General features: G+C 56.1%; 19 protein-coding genes, 1 pseudogene and 1 riboswitch. Of the genes and pseudogenes, 19 read left to right on the top strand and 1 reads right to left on the bottom strand.

Annotation, left to right across the window (positions count from 1 at the left end; all coding sequences use genetic code 11):
• Positions 1-23: 23 nt before the first annotated feature.
• The 5 genes from ACVL1J_RS01950 to ACVL1J_RS01930 all read left to right on the top strand — a co-directional run bounded on the left by ACVL1J_RS01950 (position 24) and on the right by ACVL1J_RS01930 (position 2,852).
• Positions 24-425 carry an SRPBCC family protein gene (locus ACVL1J_RS01950; RefSeq protein ID WP_341236926.1) on the top strand — a complete coding sequence of 134 codons (402 nt, stop codon included), beginning with the start codon at positions 24-26 and terminating at the stop codon, positions 423-425.
• On the top strand, positions 425-1,279 hold the full coding sequence (locus ACVL1J_RS01945; protein ID WP_341236927.1) for a DNA alkylation repair protein: 855 nt from the start codon (positions 425-427) through the stop codon (positions 1,277-1,279). The genes ACVL1J_RS01950 and ACVL1J_RS01945 overlap by 1 nt, the downstream gene beginning before the upstream one ends.
• A 68-nt stretch (positions 1,280-1,347) precedes the next feature.
• Positions 1,348-1,683, top strand: a complete 336-nt coding sequence (locus ACVL1J_RS01940; protein ID WP_159567897.1) for an HD domain-containing protein — start codon at positions 1,348-1,350, stop codon at positions 1,681-1,683.
• A 5-nt stretch (positions 1,684-1,688) separates the two neighbouring features.
• Positions 1,689-2,318: a DUF1294 domain-containing protein gene (locus tag ACVL1J_RS01935; RefSeq protein WP_159567898.1), complete on the top strand. Its 630-nt coding sequence runs from the start codon at positions 1,689-1,691 to the stop codon at positions 2,316-2,318.
• A gap of 75 nt (positions 2,319-2,393) precedes the next feature.
• A complete protein-coding gene (locus ACVL1J_RS01930; protein ID WP_341236928.1) occupies positions 2,394-2,852 on the top strand; it encodes an SRPBCC family protein in 459 nt (152 codons plus the stop codon).
• A gap of 47 nt (positions 2,853-2,899) precedes the next feature.
• Here the strand turns inward: ACVL1J_RS01930 and ACVL1J_RS01925 are convergent.
• Positions 2,900-3,283 (bottom strand): annotated as a pseudogene (locus tag ACVL1J_RS01925) (SDR family oxidoreductase); the annotation flags it as partial.
• Here ACVL1J_RS01925 and ACVL1J_RS01920 point away from each other — a divergent pair.
• From ACVL1J_RS01920 to cobT, 14 genes are all read left to right on the top strand, one after another.
• Positions 3,222-3,419, top strand: coding sequence for a helix-turn-helix domain-containing protein (locus tag ACVL1J_RS01920; protein WP_491665079.1), 198 nt, complete (start codon positions 3,222-3,224; stop codon positions 3,417-3,419). The pseudogene ACVL1J_RS01925 and the gene ACVL1J_RS01920 overlap by 62 nt on opposite strands.
• 48 nt (positions 3,420-3,467) lie before the next feature.
• Complete coding sequence (locus ACVL1J_RS01915) at positions 3,468-4,025, top strand: lipocalin family protein (RefSeq protein WP_341236929.1); 558 nt, start codon at positions 3,468-3,470, stop codon at positions 4,023-4,025.
• A gap of 3 nt (positions 4,026-4,028) precedes the next feature.
• Positions 4,029-4,250 carry a TIGR02450 family Trp-rich protein gene (locus ACVL1J_RS01910; RefSeq protein ID WP_341236930.1) on the top strand — a complete coding sequence of 74 codons (222 nt, stop codon included), beginning with the start codon at positions 4,029-4,031 and terminating at the stop codon, positions 4,248-4,250.
• A 37-nt stretch (positions 4,251-4,287) separates the two neighbouring features.
• Positions 4,288-4,491, top strand: a riboswitch (cobalamin riboswitch).
• A gap of 65 nt (positions 4,492-4,556) precedes the next feature.
• Positions 4,557-6,416, top strand: a complete 1,860-nt coding sequence (locus ACVL1J_RS01905) for a TonB-dependent receptor domain-containing protein (RefSeq protein ID WP_341236931.1) — start codon at positions 4,557-4,559, stop codon at positions 6,414-6,416.
• A 17-nt stretch (positions 6,417-6,433) separates the two neighbouring features.
• Positions 6,434-7,009, top strand: coding sequence for a bifunctional adenosylcobinamide kinase/adenosylcobinamide-phosphate guanylyltransferase (locus tag ACVL1J_RS01900; protein ID WP_341236977.1), 576 nt, complete (start codon positions 6,434-6,436; stop codon positions 7,007-7,009).
• A gap of 29 nt (positions 7,010-7,038) precedes the next feature.
• Positions 7,039-7,842, top strand: coding sequence for an ABC transporter substrate-binding protein (locus ACVL1J_RS01895; RefSeq protein WP_341236978.1), 804 nt, complete (start codon positions 7,039-7,041; stop codon positions 7,840-7,842).
• A complete protein-coding gene (locus ACVL1J_RS01890; RefSeq protein WP_341236932.1) occupies positions 7,839-8,825 on the top strand; it encodes a FecCD family ABC transporter permease in 987 nt (328 codons plus the stop codon). The genes ACVL1J_RS01895 and ACVL1J_RS01890 overlap by 4 nt, the downstream gene beginning before the upstream one ends.
• Positions 8,826-8,832: 7 nt before the next feature.
• Complete coding sequence (locus ACVL1J_RS01885) at positions 8,833-9,621, top strand: ABC transporter ATP-binding protein (RefSeq protein ID WP_341236933.1); 789 nt, start codon at positions 8,833-8,835, stop codon at positions 9,619-9,621.
• A 16-nt stretch (positions 9,622-9,637) separates the two neighbouring features.
• Positions 9,638-10,219 (top strand): cob(I)yrinic acid a,c-diamide adenosyltransferase, encoded by a 582-nt coding sequence (gene cobO, locus ACVL1J_RS01880; protein WP_159567908.1) that lies wholly within the window; start codon positions 9,638-9,640, stop codon positions 10,217-10,219.
• Positions 10,173-10,928: a 5,6-dimethylbenzimidazole synthase gene (gene bluB / locus ACVL1J_RS01875; RefSeq protein ID WP_341236934.1), complete on the top strand. Its 756-nt coding sequence runs from the start codon at positions 10,173-10,175 to the stop codon at positions 10,926-10,928. Before cobO ends, bluB begins: the two co-directional genes overlap by 47 nt.
• A gap of 2 nt (positions 10,929-10,930) precedes the next feature.
• Entirely contained in the window at positions 10,931-11,890 is a 960-nt protein-coding gene (cbiB, locus tag ACVL1J_RS01870; protein ID WP_341236935.1) for an adenosylcobinamide-phosphate synthase CbiB, read from the top strand.
• Positions 11,887-12,858, top strand: coding sequence for an aminotransferase class I/II-fold pyridoxal phosphate-dependent enzyme (locus ACVL1J_RS01865; RefSeq protein WP_341236936.1), 972 nt, complete (start codon positions 11,887-11,889; stop codon positions 12,856-12,858). The genes cbiB and ACVL1J_RS01865 overlap by 4 nt, the downstream gene beginning before the upstream one ends.
• Positions 12,855-14,318: a cobyric acid synthase gene (locus tag ACVL1J_RS01860; RefSeq protein WP_341236979.1), complete on the top strand. Its 1,464-nt coding sequence runs from the start codon at positions 12,855-12,857 to the stop codon at positions 14,316-14,318. The genes ACVL1J_RS01865 and ACVL1J_RS01860 overlap by 4 nt, the downstream gene beginning before the upstream one ends.
• 18 nt (positions 14,319-14,336) lie before the next feature.
• On the top strand, positions 14,337-15,413 hold the full coding sequence (gene cobT / locus ACVL1J_RS01855; protein WP_341236937.1) for a nicotinate-nucleotide--dimethylbenzimidazole phosphoribosyltransferase: 1,077 nt from the start codon (positions 14,337-14,339) through the stop codon (positions 15,411-15,413).
• Positions 15,414-15,422: the final 9 nt, after the last annotated feature.

Genomic DNA, 15,422 nt, shown 5'->3' with positions numbered 1-15,422 from the left:
ATAAATCGCTGGGAGTAAAGTAAGTGGATGCAGTTAAACACATCACCACCTTCATCAATCGAACCCCGGGCGATGTATACGCCTTCGCCTCAAATCCCCAAAATCTTCCGGCGTGGGCTGCTGGCCTGGCCCGCTCTGAAGTCACTAAACAAGGAGATGCCTGGGTGGCCGAAGCGCCTTTCGGCAAGGTGAAGATCAGGTTTGTACCACTGAATAATTTCGGTGTTCTCGATCACGATGTGGAGCTTGATTCGGGCGTGGTGGTGCACAACCCAATGCGGGTTGTACCCAATGGTGAGGGCAGCGAATTCACCTTCACATTGTTTCAGCAACCGGGTATGTCGCAACAGCAATTCGAGGAAGACGCGCGAGCCGTTGCAGCGGATCTTCACACATTAAAAATTCTTCTTGAATCTGAAAGCTGATGCAGCCCCGTGCTCCTGCTGTTCCAACGGCGCCCAACGCCATTCAGAAGGGCACACCGCTCAAGGTGTTGCTGAACCGGGAATCGATCGAATGCCTGGCGCGAAACATTCTTTACGTTCACAAGACTTTTCCGGTTGAAGCATTTTGCCAGCACGCGTTGGCTAACCTTGAACCGTTAGAGCTGATGCAGCGTGCACAGCACATTGCTAAATCATTACAGCAATTTTTACCTGCCAATTACACTCAAGCAGTGTCTATTCTTGTCGACTCATTCACCCCGGCTGGAACCGAGGTGGGCTCGCTGGGGTTGGCCGGGTTTTTCTATCTGCCGCACAGCTTTTTTATTGCTGATTACGGCTTGGGCAAAAGCTATAACAATGGAGAAGACCCGTTTGATGTGTCCATGCAAGCCTTGCGTGAGCTCACCATGCGCTTCACCGCCGAATTTGCCATTCGCCCCTTTCTCATTTACCAGCAAGAACGCACCTTGGCACAGGTTAACAAGTGGCTAAGCGACCCCAACCCGCATGTAAGGCGGTTGTGCAGTGAAGGCACACGCCCCAAGCTGCCTTGGGGAAAACGCATTCAGTCGTTTATTGCCAACCCAGAGCCTGCATTGCCCATACTGGAATTTTTGAAAAACGACGAATCGTTGTATGTGCGCCGCAGTGTGGCCAACCACCTTGGCGACATTGCAAAAGACCACCCCGAGATTGCGTTTTCAACTTGCGAGCGTTGGTTGCAAGAAGGTGCGTCGAAAGAATTGAAGTGGGTGGTTCGCCATGCGGTTCGTTACCATGCCAAAAAGGGCCATGCCAGGGCCTTGGAGATTCGGGTGAAGGCGAAGAGTTGAATCAGTGTATGGGCGTTATACGGCTGCTTTGTGACGAAGTAATATGATGTATTCCTTTAAGGACGATAGTGAAATCAAACAAGCTGGAACAACAACTCAATTTCCTGCGTGAAATAGACAAGCTAAAGAGGGTGCTTCGCCAGTCCCCCTTATTGGATCAAAGCCGCAAAGAAAATTCAGCGGAGCATTCATGGCACTTGGCCATGTATGCCCTCATTCTTTCAGAGCATGCGGCTGCCCAAGGCGATGAACTCAGCGCCCTGTGGCATGAGTTTGAAGAAGGTCAAAGCGATGATGCGCAATTTGCAAAAGCCCTGGATAGGTTTCAACCGCTGTTGATTAATGTGTTCACCGGCGGTGGTACTTGGGTTGCAGGGCATTTTGATCAATCACCAACTCGTTAAATTTTATGTATATCGAAGGCACCATAAAAACCTGGAATGATGACCGTGGGTTTGGCTTTATTCAGTCTAATGAAGGTCAAGTCGAGGTGTTTGTTCATGCAACTGCATTCAATTCCCGGCACATTCGTCCCCATGTAAACCAACGTGTTTATTTCGACCTTGAGCTAAGCCCTGAGGGAAAACCAAGAGCCAAGAATGTTCATTTCTCGCGCCCGGTTTCTGGAAACAAACGTGAACGCACCGATGCCCCCGCGCAGTGGCAGACCGGATCATTTTTAGCGATTCCCGCTTTTGTGTTTTTGTTTGGTGTGGTTAGCTTGCTCTGGAGGCCACCACTGTTGTTGGCTCTGATCTATGTGCTTGCCAGCACTTTGACTTATGTCACCTATGCCATGGACAAATCAGCAGCCAGGAAAGGGCGCTGGCGAACTTCTGAGAGCACCCTGCACTGGTTGTCTTTGCTGGGTGGTTGGCCTGGGGCGTTGATTGCTCAACACATGCTTAGGCACAAATCAAACAAGGCCCCGTTTCGATTTATTTTCTGGGTAACAGTGTTTTTGAACGTAGCCTTGTTTCTGGTACTGGCTTCCCCTGAAGGCCAAGCACATATTGGGCAATTGATACCCGATAAATAAATTTTCCGTACAACTGTCGATTTCACCATACCCCATTCGACTACTTAGGTAGGCACAACTTTCAAGGAGACTACGATGTCGAACAGCACAGGAACAGTGAAGTTGCACAGGGTACTGCGCGCCCCAGCAGAGCGGGTTTACAAGGCATTTACCGACAAAAGTGCGTTGGAGTACTGGAGCCCGCCTTATGGCTTCATTGGCACCATTCATGAAATCGATGTGCGCGAGGGTGGTGGCTACCGCATGTCGTTCAACAACTTTAGCTCTGGCGGTAGCCACACGTTTACAGTGAAATACCTGGAATTGGTACCCAATGAGCGCATTCGCCACACCGACCAGTTTGACGACCCAAACCTGCCCGGCGAAATGGTGGTGACCGTTGAGCTTAAAACAGTGGTTTGCGGCACGGAACTACGCATTGTTCAAGAAGGAATCCCCGCTGTTATTCCGGTCGAGATGTGTTACTTGGGCTGGCAGGAATCGCTTGAACAACTCGCCAAGCTGGTTGAGCCAGATATTCCAGATCATGGCTAATTAATCTGACTGATGAAGCGCTGGGTTTAAAGTCTTAATTGGCGTCTTCAGGCAGGTGATACCGTGGGGCGGACGACAATCTCACTGGTGTCTACATCATTGGGCTGATTAATAACGTGAGCGATCGCTGCAGCGATTGCTTCTGGTTTTAAGGCGATTTCCCGAAAGCTTTTCATGGCTGCAGCTGCAGCCTGGTCACTGTTGCTATTGGCCAGCTCAGATTCAACCACACCCGGATAAACGCAAGTCACGCGAAGGCGATCATTTTCTTGTCGCAAGCCGTCTGAAATCGCCCTGACTGCATACTTTGTGGCGCAATACACCGCACCTGTCGGCACCACATAAAGTCCACCAATCGAAGAAATATTGATGATCTGCCCACTCTTCTGTTCATTCATGATCGGCAGGACAGCCGCAATTCCGTGCAGCACGCTCAGTGCCGCCCAGGTGCCGGCCATGGTGGGCTACGAGAGTCCGTCACAATTCAGTCGAGAATTCAAACGATACTTCGGCCGCACACCTGTGCAGGAAAGTCAGTATAGCCAATCCATTTTGGCTTTGTCTTGAGTGGTGAAACTTCGCAAATATCCAAAGTAATGTGGCACACTTCAATTCATGAAACCTCTGCTGGCTTTAGCTACTTCGTTCGCCCTGTCTTGCGTGGCTGTCAATTCAGCACTCGCAGCAGAATCCCCACAAGCCCTTCAAACCATTCAGTCGCTCGACGTGCCCCGTTACATGGGCACCTGGTTTGAAGTTGCCAAGTACCCCAATCGTTTTCAGAAGCAGTGTGTGGCCAATACCAGCGCGGCATATTCACTTCAAAAAGACGGCACAGTGAAAGTGCTGAACCGCTGCCAGTTGGCCAACCGCGACATGGAAGAGGTCGAAGGCCAGGCCAGGCAGACAGGTGGCTTGAAATCACCGAAGCTAGAGGTACGCTTTGCGCCAGCCTGGTTAAGTTGGCTGCCCATGGTGTGGGGTGATTACTGGGTGATTGATCTTGACCCCGAATACCAACTGGTTGCAGTCAGCGAACCCAAGCGAGAATTTTTGTGGGTGTTGTCGCGTACGCAGCAAGTAAACCCAGCCAAATACGAGGCGCTGCTGCAACGCCTGAAAGCCAAGGGCTTCGATTTGAACAAGCTTGAACTTTCACCGCAAGTCAATTAAGCCATGCGCCGTTTGAACCCCAAGAAGTTGCTGCTGAGCAAGTGGACTGCCGTGAAACCAGTGAACAAAGAAAAACACTTTCTGGTTCGCTCAGTGGTGAAGCCTGAAAGCGATGAATTGCCTGTTGAGCAATTTGAATTGGAGGCTGTGCATTCCGGCCGAACGCAAATTATTCACTGGCGTGATTTGCAAGATGAAGGGCAGTGGATTCAGGGTTGGACGTAGTCGGGCGTATAGCGATGTTTTCTTTGCCCCCTGCTGCTGTACAATCTTCCTTGTTGGTGCTCTTGGAACAGTCCCTGTTCTGAAGTTAAACGGGAAGCTCTTTAGCGCTGCCCCCGCAACGGTACGCAGACAAGCGTCAAGCTTGGCTTTCATCAAAAACCATTGGGTGTTTTCAAACGCCTGAGAAGGTGGTGAGGGTAAGTCTGCCAGCCCGGATACCGGCCAACAACGGGGTGCGCCATTGGCGCACTATGTCCCATGCACTGTCGGGGAAGGCGGTGAGGGTACTCGTCAATCCATTTAACCATGAACTCAATTCGCTTGGGCAAGCTTTGGCTTGCCATGCCGGTGGCCATTGCTGCAGCCGGTCCTGTATTCGCACAAAAAAAACCAACTTTTGATTCCGTGGTGGTCACCGCCACCCGCACCGAACAGCCCATCACCGAGGTGTTGGCCGATGTCACGGTCATTGACCGGGAAACACTTGATCGTGCCGGGCAAACCTCGCTGCGCGAAGTGCTGGCCCAACAGCCCGGCGTGCAAATGTCGGCCAACGGCAGTTACCGTTCCAACACCAATGTGTTTTTGCGCGGTGCGTCGGCCACTCAAACCATTTTGCTGGTGGATGGTGTGCGGGTGGGGTCTGCAACCAGCGGCGGTTTTTCACTGGAAACCATTCCGCTTGAATCGATTGAGCGCATCGAGATTTTGCGCGGTGCGGCCTCGGCGTTGTATGGCCCCGATGCGGTGGGCGGGGTCATTCAAATCATCACGCGGCAAGCGGGCACACCACGGCGGTCGGTTAGTGTGGGTGTGGGCACCGATGGTCAACGGTTGGGTGCGGCGCACTTCAGTGGCAAAACCGGCATGTTTGGCTACAGCCTTGGTTTTTCCCATGAACGGGGCACTGGCATTGATGCCAAAACACCCGCTGCATCGGGGTTGAATCCAGATGAAGACGCGTTTGAAACTAGCAGCCTGAATTTCAGTTTGGTGGCCGATGTGCACACCAATCACCAACTAAAATTTCAAACCTTGTACAGCGAAGGCGAGTACGGTTTCGACGGCAACCCGTTTCCCAACCCGCTGGCTCTGAATTCACAAACCAGCGAAGCGATTGCAAAACCGGAACTGAACCAGTCCAGCTTGCAATGGGTTGCCAAATTCACGCCGCGCTGGAAGTCGACCGTATTGCTGGCGCAGTCCGATGACAAATCGGTGAGTGAATACCGCCGTTTGTCCGATGGCGCAGATGCGGGCCGTGCCCGGTTCAATACCAAGCGCGACCAATACAGCTGGCAAAACGATATTTCATTGGGTAGCGATGTGCTGACCTTGCTGGCCGAGCAGCGCACCGAGGAGGTGGACAGCACCACCGACTACGACGTAAAGGCACGCACCATCGATGGTTTCATGGCCGCGTATGCATTGAATCGCGCGCAGTGGGACGCGCTGGGCGTGCTGCGAAGCGACGACAATTCCCAGTTCGGGCGTTTCAACAACTATGCGCTTTCTGCGGGTTACAAACTGAATTCGCAATGGCGTTTGGTGGGCAGTGCGGGCAGCAGTTTTCAGGCCCCCACGTTTAACCAGTTGTACTTTCCAGGTTTTGGCAACCCTGAATTGCAACCCCAACGCAGCCGTTCCAAAGAACTGGGTGTGAAGTATGCAGCCTCGGCAATTGCTGCCAGTGCGGTGGTGTACGAAAACAGGGTGCAGGGTTTCATTACCCCCTCGACGAATGTGCAGTCAGCGCGCGCAACCTTGCGTGGTGCCACCTTCGCAGTAGATCGCCAGTTTGAAACAATATTGGTGAAAGCTTCCTACGATTACACCGACCCCAAAACCGAACCCGACAACAAACGCATTGTGCGCATTGCCCGCCATGTATTCAATTTAAACTTGAGTCGTGAAACTGGCCCCTGGCAGTACTATGGTGAGTTGAAACTGGCCAGCGACCGTGAAGACAGGGCGATTCCTTTCAGCGACCCCAATATTGAACTGGGCGGTTATGGTTTGCTGAACGCCGGGGCAAGCCGCAAGGTGAATCAGGAATTGTCCGTGTCGGCCCGCTTGAATAACATCACCGACAAAACCTATTCACTGGCCAATGGCTTTACCACACCGGGCAGAAACCTGTTTGTGTCGGCCAACTGGTCTTTTTAAGGGGTAAAACCTGATTGATGCACATGCTTGCTCGTTCTGAGTTGATACTGGGTGGTCAGCGCAGTGGCAAATCGCGCCGCGCTGAAGACCTGGCCATTCAATGGCTTGCAGCCAGCCCGCAGCGGCACGCTGTGCTGGTGGCCACGGCCCATGTTGGCGACGATGAAATGCAGCAACGCATTGTGCAGCATCAGCTAGACCGGGCGCAGCGTGTGCCCCGACTGGTTGCGGTTGAAGAAAGCCTGTACCTGCCTGCCGCCTTGAAATTGCACAGCACCAGCAATACGCTTTTGGTCGTGGATTGCCTGACCCTGTGGCTGGTGAATTGGCTCATGCCACCACCCGGTGTGCCCGCACCAGCACAAGGTTTTCAGCACACGGTGGAGCAACTGGTTCACACGCTGCACAGCCTGCCTGGGCCTGTGGTGCTGGTTAGCAATGAAATTGGTTTGGGTGTTGTGCCCATGGGCAAAGAAGTGCGCCACTATGTTGACGAACTGGGGCGCTTGAACCAGGCCATGGCCGACGCCTGCGAACGGGTCACTTTGATGGTGGCCGGGCAGGCAGTGCCTGTCAAAGGAACTTCACAATGAAGCTTCTTTGCCTGCGCAATGTGTTGGCCATGTTGTTGGCGTGTTGTACATGGGCTGCGCATGCTGCCCCACAACGCATCGTCAGCCTGTTGCCCTCGCTCACTGAAAGTGTGTGCGCGCTTGGCGAGTGCAGCCGTTTGGTGGGTGTGGACCGCTATTCCAACTGGCCTGCTTCTGTGCAACAGCTGCCACGCGTGGGCGGTGGCATTGATCCCAATATTGAAGCCATTGTGGCCTTGAAACCAGACCTGGTGTTGATGGCCGAATCGTCACGTGCGGCGGAACGTTTGCAGGCACTGGGCCTGAAAGTACTGATGCTTGAACCCAAAACCCACGAACAGGTGCAGGTGGTCATTGCAAAGGTTGCTCAGGCCTTGGGCCTTGCGCCGACAAAAGCCGAGCAGGTGTGGCGCAACGTGGACGCGGGTGTGTCAGCAGCTGCCAGTTCCTTGCCGCAACATGCGCGCGGCATTCGTGTGTACTTTGAAGTGAACCGTGCACCCTATGCTGCCGGTGAATCTTCTTTTATCGGCCAAACGCTTAAGCGCCTGGGTGTGGGCAATGTGGTGCCCGCTGAACTGGGGCCGTTTCCAAAACTGAATCCTGAATTTGTGGTGCGTGCCAACCCCGACCTGATCATGGTGGGGCAACGCAATGTGCAAGGCATGACCGAACGCCCCGGTTGGCAGCGCCTGCGGGCTGTGCGCGAACAACGCATTTGCATTTTCAACAGCGACGACGAAGACGCCATTGTGCGCCCTGGCCCCCGCATGGCCGAAGGTGCCCGTCTGCTGGCGCAGTGCATTCTGAAACACAGCGCAGGTGCACCATGAATACACGTGCAAGCCTGTGGTGGGGTGTTTTGTTGCTGGCCTTAAGCCTGTTGTTGTGTGCCCTTGGTTTGGGTGTGGGCAGCACGGGCCTTGAATCGGTGTGGCACATGTGGGCCGACCCCGTGGCCAGTCAAATTGTGCTGGACATTCGTGCCCCCCGCACACTGGGTGCCTGGGCTGCGGGTGCGCTGCTTGGGCTGGCCGGTGCCGTGGCGCAGGGCTTGTTTCGCAACCCCTTGGCCGATCCGTTTTTGTTGGGCAGTGCCTCCGGTGCTTCCCTGGCGGTGGCGGTGTCGCTGGCCGCACTGGGTGTGTCGCCCTTTGCCGAGGCCTGGGTGGTGCGGCTGGGCTTGACCGGTGCTGCGTTTCTGGGCGCGGTGGGTGCGGTGCTGCTAACACTTACCCTGGCCAAAGGCGTGCAGCACACATTGCGTTTGCTGTTGGCCGGTGTGGTGGTGGGCATGGTGTTGGGTGCGCTGACATCGCTGATCACCATTGCGGTTCCGCAAACCTTGCAGGCCATGCAAGCATTCATTCTCGGTTCTACCGGTTTTGTGGGTTGGCAGTCGCTGGGCATCATGCTGCTTGTCGGCGTGTTGTGTCTGGGTGTGGCCTGGGCGTTTTCCCGAACGCTTGATGCGCTCACGCTGGGCGAGCACACGGCCCAAAGCCTGGGCATGCCGCTGCGCCCGGCACGCATGGCGCTGATTGCCGTGGTGGCTTTGGCCACTGGCACAGCAGTGGCCCACACCGGCCTGATTGCGTTTGTGGGTTTGGCGGCACCGCACTTGGTGCGCGCTGCCGTGCGAACAACTTATGCGCAGTTGGTGGTGTTGGCCAGCCTGATGGGTGGTGTGCTGCTGCTGGCCGCCGATATTCTGGCCCGTGGCTTGATTGCGCCCCAGGAAATTCCTGTGGGCGTACTGACCGCCACACTGGGTGGTGGCTATTTGCTGTGGCTGATGCACAGAAGGGCGGGGTGACGGGAACATGAACAAACCTGTTGCATTTGAAGTGAATGATTTGTGTGTGTCGCTGGGGGCAGCCCGCCATGCGCGCCCTGTTTTGCAGCAACTGAATGCACGCATTGAAGCGGGTCGATGGACCTGCGTTGTGGGGCCCAATGGTGCGGGCAAATCAACTTTTTTGCGGGCACTGGCCGGGCTTGTGCCCGTGCAGCGCGGCGACGTCAAGGTGAATGGAAAAGCCCTGCACGAATACGCGCACCGCGAACGCGCCAAAACAGTGGCATGGCTTGCGCAAGGCGGGGCCGATCAGGCTGCCGATGATTTAAGCACTTACGACATTGTGATGCTGGGCCGCTTTCCCCACTTGCCCTGGTTAAGCCCGCCCGGCCCGGCCGACCACGCTGCCGTGCAGCAGGCCATGGAACAAACCCGCGTGTGGGAATGGCGAAACCGCCTGCTGGGCAGCCTTTCCGGTGGTGAACGCCAGCGTGTATTGCTGGCCCGGCTACTGGCTGTTCAAGCCGACATGGTGTTGATGGACGAACCCTTGGCCAACCTGGACCCGCCGCACCAGGCCGACTGGATTGCGCTGGTGCGTGGCCTGGTGGCAGAGGGCCGCACCGTAGTCACTGTGTTGCATGAAATTTCCCTGGCTTTGCTGGCCGACGACCTGCTGGTGATGCAAGCAGGCCAGCTGCAATACGCAGGCCCCAGCCACGATGCGGCCGCTCACCACGCCTTGCAAACCGTATTCGACCATCGACTTTCCATTCACCAGGTGAACAACCGTTGGCTTGTGTTGCCAACCTGACCGCGAGAGAAAACCCATGCAAATTGAAACGCCCCCCACTGAAAAACGCTACGACCGCCCCGAAGGCGAACGGCGTGGTTTGATCATCGTGAACACCGGCGATGGCAAAGGCAAAAGTACCGCCGCATTTGGTTTGGCCATGCGTGCTTTTGGCCGCACCCATGTGCACGGCAAGCTGGTAAAAATTTACCAGTTCATGAAGGTGCCCAGTGCGCGTTTTGGTGAGCACAGATCGCTTGAGCAACTGGGCTTGTCCATTGAAGGGCTGGGCGATGGCTTTAGCTGGAAAAGCAAAGACATTGAACATTCTGCGCAATTGGCCCTGGATGGCTGGGCAAAAGCCCGCGACACCATTCTGGGCGGCGAACATTTCATGGTGGTGCTGGATGAATTGACCTATGGTTTGATTTACGGCTGGATACCCTTGGACGATGTGCTGCAAACTTTGCGCAACAGGCCAAAGGATGTGCATGTGGTGATCACCGGGCGGCGCTGCCCGCAAGAGGTGATCGACCTGGCCGACACGGTGACCGAAATGACCATGATCAAACATGCATTCAAGGCAGGGATTCCTGCTCAACGCGGCATTGAAGATTAAACCCGCCTTGGTTGCAGCCACGCCTTTTTCACCAAGTGAATCGGCGGCAGTGTACCGCGCCATTCGCGAGCGGCGCGACATGCGCCACTTTTGTGGCGGGCAGGTGCCTACCGATGTGTTGCAACGTTTGCTGTCTGCGGCACACCATGCACCCAGCGTGGGTTACATGCAGCCTTGGCGTTTCATGCGCATTCAGAACCACGACACCCGTGTGCGCCTGCACGCCTTGGTCGAGGCCGAACGCATTCAAACTGCACGTGCCCTTGGGCAACGCGAAAGCGAATTCATGCAGCTGAAAGTGCAGGGCATTCTGGATGCAGCCGAGGTGTTGGTGGTTGCGCTGGCCGATGGCCGTGAGCGCCATGTTTTTGGCAGGCGCACCATGCCTGAAATGGATTTGGCGTCGGCCGCATGTGCGATCCAAAACCTGTGGCTGGCCGCACGGGTTGAAGGACTGGGCATGGGTTGGGTGTCGCTGTTTGAACCTGCTGAACTGGCCACATTGCTGGGCCTGCCAGAAGGAGCCAGCCCGATTGCCGTGCTGTGCCTGGGGCCGGTCGAGGGCTATTACGCAGAACCCATGCTGGCGCAACAGCAATGGGCCCAATGCGAGGCCTTGTCGGGTTTGGTGTTTGACGACGCATGGGGCAAAGCCAGTGCTGTATTTGCGAACCAACCCGGTTCGCCACCTGTTAACGAGGACCACTAGCCATGTGGTTTGCTTGCACCCCAATCAACATTCTGGCCGCTGCCATGCTGGTCGCCTTGCTGGTGGATTATTGCTTTGGCGAACCACCCGCACGCTGGCACCCAGTGGTGTGGATGGGCAACTACCTGGCCTGGGTTGGGCGCTTGTTTGCACCTGAAATTGGCAAACCAGCCCGCAGTGTGCTGTCGCAATTGACTGCCGGTGCGCTGGCCTGGTGGGTGGGAGTTGCGGGCGTATCCATTCTGGCTGCAGTGGTTTCAATGGGGGCGGCAACAGTGCACTGGGTGGTTCAGGTTGTGCTTGTGGGCTTGCTGCTCAAACCCATGCTGGCCTGGCGGGTGTTGCGCGACGAAGTGCGCGATGTTGAACACGCCCTGCAACGCTCGCTGCCCGAAGGCCAGCAACAGGTGGCGCGTTTGGTGAGCCGCGATGTGAATACCCTGAATGAGGCGCAGGTTCGGCAAGCGGCCATTTCCACGCTTGCAGAAAATTTGAATGATTCGGTGGTGGCCCCGCTGTTCTGGTTTGTGCTTTTGGGTTTGCCAGGTGCTGCGGTTTATCGTTTTGCCAACACCGCCGATGCCATGTGGGGCTACCGGGGTGAACGCGCCGGGCGCGACTGGACCTGGGCCGGCAAGTGGGCCGCGCGCGCAGACGATGTGCTTTCCTGGGTGCCCGCCCGCATCACCGCCTTTCTCATTTGCCTGTTGTTCAAAGGCCGTGGCCTGACCAGGTTGCCCGGTGTTGCGCAACAAACACCGTCGCCAAATGGTGGTTGGCCCATGGGGGCATTGGCTTTGGGGATGAATATTTGTCTCGAAAAAAAAGGGGTGTATTGTTTGAATGTGCAAGGTGATGTTCCACGCAGTGGCCACATCGAATCCGCCTTGCATGCCTGTGCACAAGTGGTGGTATTCATTGCAGTTTTTTGCATGGCAGCTGTTTTGTGGAGGGTGGTATGAACACACGCATACATGGCGGTACCGATGAGCACGGGCCTGTGCCCTTCGATTTTTCCAGCAATGCCAATGCGGTGGGGCCTTGCCCTGCGGTGTTGAATGCGGTTCAACAGGCCGACGCACTGCGCTACCCCGACCCAAATTACACGGCTTTGCGCGCTGCGCTGGCCCACTTTCACCAAGTGGAAGAATCCAGAATTGTGGTGGCGGGCAGTGCCAGCGAATTCATTCAACGCCTGACCACCTGCCAGTGGCGCAAAGGCTGCAGTTCATATTGGGTGCCGCAACATGCCTACGGCGATTATGCGCACGCCGCGCAGGTGTGGGACATGGAACAGGTTGATGATGCAAGCCGGGCAGGGCTGGTGTGGTTGTGCAACCCGTCCAGCCCTTTGGGGCAAGCTGAATCGACCGGGATATTGAAGCTTGTCGAGGATCATCCCGACGTTTTTGCTGTGCTGGATTGCGCCTATGAACCTCTGTGCCTTGATGAACAGGCACGCGCAAGCCTGCAACAGCGAGACCACTTGTGGCAATTGTGGTCACCCAACAAGGCATTGGGCATGACGGGTATTCGCGGCGCCTACGCGATCGCACCCTTGGGCGAAAGCCGTGCGGTGCGCGCCTTGAACGGCCTTGCTCCTTCCTGGCTGATCGGTGCGCACGGTCAGGCCATGTTGCAGGCCTGGACCCTGCCAGAAACACAAAGTTGGCTGGCCGAAAGCCGCGGCGTGTTGGCGCAATGGAAAACGGATTTGCTCGATTGCCTTCACCAGCAGGGTTGGGAAACCATGCCCAGCATTGCTTCATTTGTGTGTGCCAAGGCACCCCGTGAAATTGATGAAGTGCACCTGCGCGCGTACGGCATCAAGTTGCGTGATGCCACTTCCTTCGGCTTGCCGGGGTGGTGGCGCTTGTGCGCACAAAAGCCGCAAGCCATGGCCGCACTTTCAAAGGCTTTGCAGGTATGAAAGCAGTGTGTGTCATGGTGTTGGGTACCAGCAGTGGTGCCGGAAAAAGCTGGGTGACCACCGCACTGTGCCGCCATTACGCACGCATGGGTTTGAAAGTGGCCCCATTCAAGGCACAAAACATGAGCAACAATGCCCGTGTGGTGGCTGGCCTGAACGGACGGGAAGGTGAGATTGGTTCGGCCCAGTATTTTCAGGCGCTGGCCGCCTGTTGCGAACCCAGTGTGAACATGAACCCGGTGTTGTTGAAACCCGAAGCCGACACCAAAAGCCAGGTGGTGGTGCTGGGAAAAGTAGACCCGGTACTGGGCAAAACCCCGTGGCGTGAACGCAGCGCACAGGTGTGGCCACACATTGCGGCCGCGCTCGACACCTTGCGCGCTGAAAACGATGTGGTGGTTATCGAGGGCGCAGGCTCGCCTGCTGAAATCAACCTGCATGCCAGCGACATTGTGAACATGCGCGTGGCGGTGTATGCACAGGCACGTTGCCTGCTGGTTACCGACATTGATCGTGGCGGTGCCTTTGCGCACCTGTACGGCACCTGGGCTTTGTTGCCCGCTGATGAACGTGCATTGATCCGTGGGTTTGTGTTGAATAAATTTCGGGGTGATGCCGCTTTGTTGGCCCCCGCGCCTGAACAGTTACAACAGTTGACCGGCGTGCCCACGGTGGCCACTTTGCCCATGTGGTTTCAGCATGGTTTGCCCGAAGAAGACGGCGTGTTCGATGACCGAAGCAAGGCCACGGGCGCGGTGCACACCACGATTGCAGTGGTGGCGTTTCCCCGCATCAGCAATCTGGATGAATTCCAGCCCTTGAAAAACATGCCCGGCGTGCGTTTGGTGTGGGCCCGCACCCCGGCCGATTGCGCAGGTGCAGACTGGATTATCTTGCCCGGTTCCAAACACACAACAGCCGATTTGGCATGGCTGCGTGAACAGGGGCTGGATCAAACCGTGGCAAGCCACGCAGATCAAGGCAAGCCAGTTCTGGGTATTTGTGGCGGCCTGCAAATGCTGGGCGAAGCCCTGGTGGATTCGCACGGTATTGATGGAAACGCGCCGGGGCTGGGGCTTTTGCCATTGGTCACCTGTTTTGAGCCCGACAAAACAGTGCGCCGCGCCCACCTGCGTTTTGCTGCCGTGCAAGGGCCTTGGGCTGCGTTGGCGCAACAGCCGGTGAACGGTTATGAAATTCACCATGGCCGCACAGTGCAACACACCGCGCTGGCCGAGGCTGGGCAACTGGCCCACGAGGTGTTGCCCGGCTTGGGCTGGCAAAATACCGCTGGCAACGTATTGGGTGTGTATGTGCATGGCCTGTTTGAAGACCCCGCAGTATTGACCGCATTGTTTGGCGCACAAACCCCCACGCTGGAAAGCGTGTTCAATGGCTTGGCCGATTTTCTGGAACGGCATGTAGAGCCAGGCGTGTTGAAAGCACTTATCGAACCCTAATTTTCAGGTATCCCACACATGTCATTTGATTTGCCTGTTGTTCACAACCCCAGCAATACTGTTTTGCAAGCACGGCTTCAAACCCTGATCGACAACAAAACCAAACCGCTGGCTTCATTGGGTAAGCTCGAAGCGTTGGCTGTTCAAATTGGCGTGGCCTTGGGCACTGAAAGCCCTGTGCTTGAAGAACCGCAACTGATCGTGTTTGCCGGCGACCATGGTTTGACCCGGCAGGGCGTGTCCGCGTACCCCAGCGATGTCACCTGGCAAATGGTGGAAAATTTTCTGGCGGGTGGTGCAGCAGTCAGCGTGCTGGCGCGTCAACATGGTTTGAGTTTGAGTGTGGTGGATTGCGGTGTTCAGCACGACTTCACCGCACGCAATGGCCTTTACATCCGCAAAATTGGATATGGCACGGGCAACAGTTTTGAAGGGCCAGCCATGTCCATTCCCCAATGCGGACAAGCCATGAACAATGGAATGGAATTGCTTCGCAGCCTGCCCGGCAATGTGCTGCTGTTGGGGGAAATGGGCATTGGCAACACATCGGCGGCTTCACTGCTCATGGCCCGTTTCACCGGGCACGACATTGCTGAATGCACGGGCGCAGGCACTGGTTTGAATGCTGAAGCCGTTCAGCGCAAGGCAAGCACATTGCGGGAAGTGCTGCATCGCCATAAGAATACTGAATCACCCATGGAGATTCTTGCCGCCATGGGCGGGTTCGAAATTGCCACCATGGTGGGGGCGGTGTTACAAGCGGCCAGTGAGCGCCGCGTGGTGGTGGTCGATGGTTTTATTGCCACGGCAGCAGTGCTGGTTGCCCACGCAATGTGCCCCAATGTGTTGGCGCATTGTATTTTTGCGCATCAATCGGGCGAGCAGGGCCACCGCAACATGCTGAAATACTTGAACGCGCAGCCTTTGCTTGATCTCGGGATGCGCTTGGGCGAAGGCTCTGGCGCGGCCCTGGCCTGGCCACTGCTGGTGTCGGCCTGTGCCTTGCTGCGCGACATGGCCAGTTTTGATTCTGCCAGCGTGTCGCGTGCGGACCTGTCCACTTCTACAACATCAGCAAAAGCGTCATTGGAATGATCCAGATAT

It is taken from the genome of Limnobacter sp. G6BE5S (assembly GCF_058448965.1).
The sequence above is the reverse complement of the archived record's forward strand: the minus strand, read 5'-3'. Positions and strand labels throughout refer to the sequence as shown.